The sequence below is a fragment of the Pseudomonas sp. SIMBA_067 genome (assembly GCF_046534675.1).
Classification (GTDB): Bacteria; Pseudomonadota; Gammaproteobacteria; order Pseudomonadales; family Pseudomonadaceae; genus Aquipseudomonas; species Aquipseudomonas putida.
In genome coordinates this window covers 1-348 of record NZ_JAWRYH010000148.1, presented here as the reverse complement: position 1 = coordinate 348, position 348 = coordinate 1, and the positions used below count along the sequence as shown (strand labels likewise).

At 66.1% G+C, this 348-nt stretch carries 1 protein-coding gene; it reads left to right on the top strand.

The annotated features are described in order from the left end of the window. Nucleotides 1–348 (top strand): TolC family protein (locus SB765_RS28460; RefSeq protein WP_410932335.1); only part of this gene is annotated, 348 nt, incomplete at both ends.

Here is a 348-nt window from a genome sequence, read left to right as displayed (position 1 = left end):
CGGCGCATGGCCCTGTACGAACTGAGCATGCTCAGTGGCCAGGAACCGGCGGCGCTGATCGACAACGGCGCCCCCTGCCAGACCATCCCGACCCTCGCCGCGCCGTTGCCTGCTGGCGACGCCTGGCGCCTGCTCGAACGCCGGCCAGACGTGCGCAAGGCCGAACGCGAGCTGCAGGCTGCCGCTTTGGAAGTCGACATCGTCAAGGCTGACCTGTATCCGAAGGTCAGCTTCGGCGCCTCGTTGACCTCGTCGGATCACCACCTGGCCAACCTGGGCGACAGCCGTGCGCTGATGTTTGCCATCGGCCCGTTGATTCGCTGGGAGTTCCCCAATATCAAGGCCAAC